This window comes from Kocuria kalidii, from assembly GCF_044462225.1.
In the GTDB taxonomy this organism is placed as follows: Bacteria; Actinomycetota; Actinomycetes; order Actinomycetales; family Micrococcaceae; genus Kocuria; species Kocuria kalidii.
The window spans coordinates 1-4,477 of record NZ_JBISWJ010000070.1; the positions used below are offsets into that span (position 1 = coordinate 1).

A 4,477-nucleotide genomic window follows, 5' to 3' on the forward strand; every position below is an offset into this window, starting at 1 on the left:
CCGTCGCCGCGTCACCGCTGCGCGCAGGCCCCGCCGGGCCTGTGCTAGGCTGGTGAGCTTGTATGGGCCGTTCTGTCTGCCCGTACGACCCACAGCTCCTCGTGCCAGCGCATAATGACCGCGTGCAGGGCGCCCCCGTGCCACCTGGTGGCGGGTTCAGATGCTCCTGGCATGGAGGGCTGGCCCGGTCCGGCGTGCGACGCCGGGGGAGGGCACATCATCCGACAAGCTGTTCCGCAAGGCCCGCACCGTGCTCTCGATCGGTGTTGGAACCGGCGAGACGACAGGAGAAATCAGTGATTCAGCAGGAGTCGCGACTGAAGGTCGCCGACAACACGGGTGCGAAGGAGATTCTCACCATCCGTGTTCTCGGGGGTTCCGGACGTCGCTACGCAGGCATCGGCGACATCATCGTCGCCACCGTGAAGGACGCGATCCCGGGCGGGAACGTGAAGAAGGGCGACGTGGTCAAGGCCGTCATCGTCCGCACCAAGAAGGAGCGCCGTCGTCAGGACGGCTCCTACATCAAGTTCGACGAGAACGCCGCAGTGATCCTGAAGAACGACGGTGACCCCCGTGGTACCCGCATCTTCGGCCCCGTGGGCCGTGAGCTGCGCGACAAGAAGTTCATGAAGATCATCTCGCTGGCCCCGGAGGTGCTCTGACCATGGCGAAGTTCAAGATCAAGACCGGCGACCTGGTGCAGGTCATCTCCGGCAGCAAGGACAACAAGGGCAAGCAGGGCAAGGTCCTGCGCGTGATCCCCGAGGACTCCCGCGTGGTCGTGGAGGGCATCAACGTGATCACCCGCCACCGCAAGGCGTCCATGCAGGGCGAAGCCGGCGGCATCGACAAGGTCGAGGCCCCGATCCACGTCTCCAACGTGGCGCTCGTGGACCCGGAGACCAACAAGCCGACCCGCGTCGGCTACCGCACCGAGACCGTGGAGCGCGACGGACGCGAGAAGACCGTCCGCGTCCGCGTCTCCAAGAGCACCGGCAAGGACCTGTGATGACCGAAACCACCGAGATCAGCGTGTCCCCGCGCTTCAAGGACAAGTACCAGGAGACCGTCGTCCCCGCGCTGCAGGAGCAGTTCGGCTACGGCAACGTCATGGAGATCCCGCGCGTCGTCAAGGTCGTCGTGAACATGGGTGTCGGCGACGCCGCCAAGGACTCGAAGCTCATCGACGGCGCCGTGCGCGACCTCACCGCCATCACGGGCCAGAAGCCGCTCGTGACCCGGGCGCGGAAGTCCATCGCACAGTTCAAGCTCCGCGAGGGCATGCCCATCGGCGCGCACACCACGCTGCGCGGCGACCGCATGTGGGAGTTCCTCGACCGCCTGGTGACCCTGGCCCTGCCCCGCATCCGTGACTTCCGCGGTCTCTCCGACCGCCAGTTCGACGGCAACGGCAACTACACCTTCGGTCTGACGGAGCAGTCCATGTTCCACGAGATCGACCAGGACCGCATCGACCGCGTCCGCGGCATGGACATCACGGTGGTCACCACCGCGAAGACCGACGACGAGGGCCGCGCGCTGCTGAAGGCGCTCGGCTTCCCCTTCACGACCAACTAATCTCGCTACGTCCCAGGTCCGCACCGGGCGCCCGCGGGCGCCGCCAGGTGCGGAAACCGGGACGAGGAAGGGCAAGTGCCCCCAAAATGACAATGACAGATCCTGTCGCGGACATGCTGACGCGTCTTCGCAACGCCAACTCCGCCTACCACGACTCCGTGAGCATGCCGTACTCGAAGCTCAAGGCGCGCGTGGCGGACATCCTCAAGACCGAGGGCTACATCGCGGACTACAAGGAGGAGGCGGCCGAGGTCGGCAAGACCCTCACGCTGTCCCTGAAGTTCGGGCCCAACCGGGAGCGCTCCATCGCGGGCGTCCGGCGCATCTCCAAGCCGGGCCTGCGCGTCTACGCCAAGTCCACCAACCTCCCCAAGGTCCTGGGCGGCCTGGGCATCGCCATCCTGTCCACCTCTTCCGGGCTGCTGACCGACAAGCAGGCCTCGAAGAAGGGCGTGGGCGGCGAAGTCCTCGCGTACGTCTGGTAACCCGGAACAGAAAGGAAGAGAACATGTCACGTATCGGACGTCTCCCCATCTCTGTGCCGGCCGGTGTGGAGATCAAGATCGACGGCAACGTCGTCTCCGTCAAGGGCGCCAAGGGCGAGCTGCAGCACACCGTTGCCAGCCCGATCACCGTCGCGCTCGACGACAGCACCCTCACCGTCACCCGACCCGACGACGAGCGCGAGTCCCGCTCGCTGCACGGCCTCACCCGCACCCTGATCGCCAACATGATCCAGGGCGTCACCCAGGGCTACACGAAGGGCATCGAGATCGTGGGCACCGGCTACCGCGTGCAGGCCAAGGGGCAGGACCTCGAGTTCGCCCTCGGCTACAGCCACCCGATCACCTTCAAGGCCCCGGAGGGCATCTCGTTCGCCGTCGAGGGCGTCAACAAGCTCTCGGTCAACGGCATCGACAAGCAGCACGTCGGCGAGGTCGCCGCGAAGATCCGCAAGCTCCGCGCCCCCGAGCCCTACAAGGGCAAGGGCGTGCGGTACGCCGGCGAGCAGATCCGCCGCAAGGCCGGAAAGGCTGGTAAGTAACCATGGCTCTGAAGATCAAGGGCAAGTCCAAGGCCGCCGCCCGCAGCCGCCGCCACGTCCGGGTGCGCAAGCACCTGTCCGGCACGGCAGCCCGGCCGCGCCTGGTCGTCAACCGCTCGGCCCGCCACGTGTTCGTCCAGGTCGTCGACGACACCCAGGGTGTCACCGTCGCCTCGGCGTCCACGATGGAGGCCGACCTGCGCGGCGCGGACGCGGACAAGACCGCGAAGGCCAAGCGCGTCGGCGAGCTCGTGGCCGAGCGCGCCAAGGCCGCCGGTGTCGAGGCCGTCGTGTTCGACCGCGGCGGCAACAAGTACCACGGTCGCGTGGCGGCTGTCGCCGACGGCGCCCGCGAAGGAGGTCTGGCACTGTGAGCGAGCAGAACAACGAGAAGGAAACCCAGGTGACCGAAGCGAGCACTGCCTCCACGGAGGCGACCGGGGCCCAGCAGACCACCGAGCCCAACCGTTCCCAGGACTCCCGCGGCGACCGCGGGGGCCGTGGCGAGCGCGGGGGCCGCGGTGAGCGCGGGGGCCGCGGTGAGCGCGGTGGCCGCGGTGGCCGCGGCGGCCGCGACGAGGAGAAGGACAAGTTCCTCGAGCGCGTCGTGACCATCAACCGCGTCTCCAAGGTCGTCAAGGGCGGTCGTCGCTTCAGCTTCACCGCCCTCGTCGTCGTCGGCGACGGCAACGGCATGGTCGGCGTCGGCTACGGCAAGGCCAAGGAGGTGCCGGCCGCGATCTCGAAGGGCGTCGAGGAGGCGAAGAAGAACTTCTTCCGCGTCCCGCGCATCGAGGAGCGCACCATTCCGCACCGGGTGCAGGGCGAGGCCGCCGCAGGCGTCGTCATGCTGCGCCCGGCGACCCCCGGTACCGGTGTGATCGCCGGTGGCCCGGTGCGCGCCGTGCTCGAGTGCGCCGGCATCCACGACGTGCTGTCGAAGTCCCTGGGCTCGTCGAACCAGATCAACATCGTGCACGCAACCATCGAGGCGCTCCGCCAGCTCGAGGAGCCGGCGGCCGTGGCGGCCCGTCGTGGGCTGCCGCTGGACGAGGTCGTCCCCGGTCCGTTGCTGCGCTCGATCCAGAAGGCAGGTGCCTGATGTCCGGCAAGCGTATCCAGCCCGACGGCACGGAGCTGCGCATCACGCAGGTCCGGTCGGTGGTCGGCCAGAAGCAGAACATGCGCAACACCCTGCGGTCCCTCGGCCTCAAGCGGCCGGGCAACGTCGTGGTCCGCAAGGCCGACGGCGTGACCGCCGGCATGGTCAACACCGTCGCCCACCTGGTCAAGGTCGAGGAGGCCAAGTAACCATGGCAGAGAACACCGCAGAGAACACTGCTGAGAACACCGCTCAGGGCAACGAGAAGGTGCACGCCCTCAAGGTGCACCACCTGCGTCCCGCCCCGGGCGCGAAGACCGCCAAGACCCGGGTCGGCCGCGGTCACGGCTCCAAGGGCAAGACCGCCGGCCGCGGCACCAAGGGCACCAGTGCCCGGTACCAGGTGAAGGCCGGCTTCGCGGGCGGGCAGCTGCCGCTGCACATGCGGCTGCCCAAGCTGCGCGGGTTCAAGAACCCGTTCCGCGTGGAGTACCAGGTCGTCAACCTGGACAAGCTCACCGAGCTCTTCCCGGAGGGCGGCGAGGTGACCGTGGAGTCGCTCGTGGCCCGCGGCGCGGTCCGCAAGAACCAGCCCGTCAAGGTCCTGGGCTCCGGCGAGATCGCGGTCGCGGTCGACGTGAAGGCGCACGCCTTCTCGGGCTCCGCCGCGGAGAAGATCGCCGCCGCCGGCGGCAGCACCACCGCGCTGTGAGCGCACACCGCGGGGTCCGGGCGATCGCCCGGACCCC

9 protein-coding genes are annotated in these 4,477 nt (G+C 68.4%); all 9 read left to right on the forward strand.

Annotated elements, in window-relative coordinates:
* Positions 1 to 296: 296 nt before the first annotated feature.
* The 9 genes from rplN to rplO all read left to right on the forward strand — a co-directional run bounded on the left by rplN (position 297) and on the right by rplO (position 4,440).
* A complete protein-coding gene (gene rplN, locus ACH9D3_RS09915) occupies positions 297 to 665 on the forward strand; it encodes a 50S ribosomal protein L14 (protein WP_396400705.1) in 369 nt (122 codons plus the stop codon).
* A 2-nt stretch (positions 666 to 667) separates the two neighbouring features.
* Positions 668 to 1,012 (forward strand): 50S ribosomal protein L24, encoded by a 345-nt coding sequence (gene rplX / locus ACH9D3_RS09920; RefSeq protein ID WP_396400704.1) that lies wholly within the window; start codon positions 668 to 670, stop codon positions 1,010 to 1,012.
* A complete protein-coding gene (gene rplE, locus ACH9D3_RS09925) occupies positions 1,012 to 1,581 on the forward strand; it encodes a 50S ribosomal protein L5 (RefSeq protein ID WP_396400703.1) in 570 nt (189 codons plus the stop codon). Before rplX ends, rplE begins: the two co-directional genes overlap by 1 nt.
* A gap of 86 nt (positions 1,582 to 1,667) precedes the next feature.
* Positions 1,668 to 2,066 (forward strand): 30S ribosomal protein S8, encoded by a 399-nt coding sequence (rpsH, locus tag ACH9D3_RS09930; RefSeq protein ID WP_396400702.1) that lies wholly within the window; start codon positions 1,668 to 1,670, stop codon positions 2,064 to 2,066.
* A gap of 23 nt (positions 2,067 to 2,089) precedes the next feature.
* Positions 2,090 to 2,626 (forward strand): 50S ribosomal protein L6, encoded by a 537-nt coding sequence (gene rplF, locus ACH9D3_RS09935; RefSeq protein ID WP_396400701.1) that lies wholly within the window; start codon positions 2,090 to 2,092, stop codon positions 2,624 to 2,626.
* Positions 2,627 to 2,628: 2 nt separating this feature from the next.
* Complete coding sequence (rplR, locus tag ACH9D3_RS09940) at positions 2,629 to 3,000, forward strand: 50S ribosomal protein L18 (protein WP_396400700.1); 372 nt, start codon at positions 2,629 to 2,631, stop codon at positions 2,998 to 3,000.
* Positions 2,997 to 3,728, forward strand: a complete 732-nt coding sequence (gene rpsE, locus ACH9D3_RS09945) for a 30S ribosomal protein S5 (RefSeq protein ID WP_396400699.1) — start codon at positions 2,997 to 2,999, stop codon at positions 3,726 to 3,728. Before rplR ends, rpsE begins: the two co-directional genes overlap by 4 nt.
* Entirely contained in the window at positions 3,728 to 3,937 is a 210-nt protein-coding gene (rpmD, locus tag ACH9D3_RS09950; protein WP_017833313.1) for a 50S ribosomal protein L30, read from the forward strand. Before rpsE ends, rpmD begins: the two co-directional genes overlap by 1 nt.
* A gap of 2 nt (positions 3,938 to 3,939) precedes the next feature.
* Complete coding sequence (gene rplO / locus ACH9D3_RS09955) at positions 3,940 to 4,440, forward strand: 50S ribosomal protein L15 (RefSeq protein ID WP_396400698.1); 501 nt, start codon at positions 3,940 to 3,942, stop codon at positions 4,438 to 4,440.
* The last annotated feature ends 37 nt before the right edge of the window (positions 4,441 to 4,477 follow it).

Bases quoted from the DNA above. Each gene is read 5' to 3' on its own strand.
- rplX (WP_396400704.1), top strand. From the start codon at position 668: ATGGCGAAGTTCAAGATCAAGACCGGCGACCTGGTGCAGGTCATCTCC.
- rplE (WP_396400703.1), top strand. From the start codon at position 1,012: ATGACCGAAACCACCGAGATCAGCGTGTCCCCGCGCTTCAAGGACAAG.
- rpsH (WP_396400702.1), top strand. From the start codon at position 1,668: ATGACAATGACAGATCCTGTCGCGGACATGCTGACGCGTCTTCGCAAC.
- rplF (WP_396400701.1), top strand. From the start codon at position 2,090: ATGTCACGTATCGGACGTCTCCCCATCTCTGTGCCGGCCGGTGTGGAG.
- rplR (WP_396400700.1), top strand. From the start codon at position 2,629: ATGGCTCTGAAGATCAAGGGCAAGTCCAAGGCCGCCGCCCGCAGCCGC.
- rpmD (WP_017833313.1), top strand. From the start codon at position 3,728: ATGTCCGGCAAGCGTATCCAGCCCGACGGCACGGAGCTGCGCATCACG.
- rplO (WP_396400698.1), top strand. From the start codon at position 3,940: ATGGCAGAGAACACCGCAGAGAACACTGCTGAGAACACCGCTCAGGGC.